This window comes from Shewanella sp. ZOR0012, from assembly GCF_000798835.1.
Taxonomy (GTDB): Bacteria; Pseudomonadota; Gammaproteobacteria; order Enterobacterales; family Shewanellaceae; genus Shewanella; species Shewanella xiamenensis.
On record NZ_JTLE01000011.1, the window covers coordinates 1 to 1,161 of the forward strand.

The 1,161-nt window shown below is 49.1% G+C and carries 1 protein-coding gene; it reads right to left on the reverse strand.

Annotation, left to right across the window (positions count from 1 at the left end):
• Positions 1–23: 23 nt before the first annotated feature.
• Positions 24–1,055, reverse strand: a complete 1,032-nt coding sequence (locus L976_RS00150; RefSeq protein ID WP_047532823.1) for an IS630 family transposase — start codon at positions 1,053–1,055, stop codon at positions 24–26.
• Positions 1,056–1,161: the final 106 nt, after the last annotated feature.

Genomic DNA, 1,161 nt, shown 5'->3' on the forward strand with positions numbered 1-1,161 from the left:
CTAAATAGCTGATCCGAATACAGCTACATTTTCGCCGTGCCATGCCCACTGCCAGGAAATGGGGAAACGGTTCCCATAAAATGCCATACCATGCCAAGCAGTTCCCGTATGTTCCTGCAAGCGTGATTGCGGGTTACCGTTTCATGCAGTGCGAGCCATAAGCGTTCTATCTTGTTGACCCACGGCGAGTATACCGGCTGAAATAGTAATCTGAATTTGGGATTATGCTTGAGCCAAGCTACGGTCTTACGGCTCTTATGAATAATGTAATTGTCCAGGATGAGCGTGATGGTTTTGGCTTTGCGGTAATGACGCTTAAGCTTCTCCAACATGGCAATAAACAGCTCTGACGCTTTGCTATCGCTGCTTACATAAAGCACTTTTCCGGTGCTGGCATGCAGGGCTCCAGCTATGTAATGCTTACGGTTTTTGCCTGGGGTGACAACGCGTTTTTGCTGTCCTTTTGGCATCCAATCTGCCCCGATTTTTGGGTTCAAGTCGATGTCTACTTCATCTTCATAGAAAACCGGATGCTCGACGCAACACTGCTCAAGTGCCTGATTTATCGCGGCCATTTTCTCCTCTTTGTGTGGGTCTTTGATACGCAATGTCGGAACCGAGCGGCGCCAGACCATTCCTGCTTTGGGTAGTAATCGGCGGACGGTGGATGCAGCGATGTTGAGCTTAAGCTGTGCATTAATCACCATGGCAAGCAGTTCACTGCTCCAGCGGCTACGTTGGTAACCAAAGTCCTGTGGGCATAGCTGAATAAGCAAAGATAGACAGAGCAATATGGGGTCTATGGGCAAGCTTGCCGGCCGTCCCAGCGGCAGAGATTTAAGCCCATCAACGCCGCTTTCGGTATACCAGCCTAACCAACGACCAATACTGGAGCGTGCTGCACCAGTAGCATGATGAACGTCAGTAATCGACAGCCCTTGATGCAGCATCAGCATAGCGATAAGACGTCGAGCGAAGTGTTTATCCTTGGTTTTATGGATCAATTTCTGTAGTTGTTTGCGCTCTGCGCGACAAAGTGGTGGTAAGATGGCCATTCTCAGTCCTCGGCGAGTGGTGGGTTTGTTTGGCGATAGATCAGATCGCTCAAACAGGACTGAGTTCCCTTCCTTTGATCTACTATTTGGAACAGCTATTTAGATG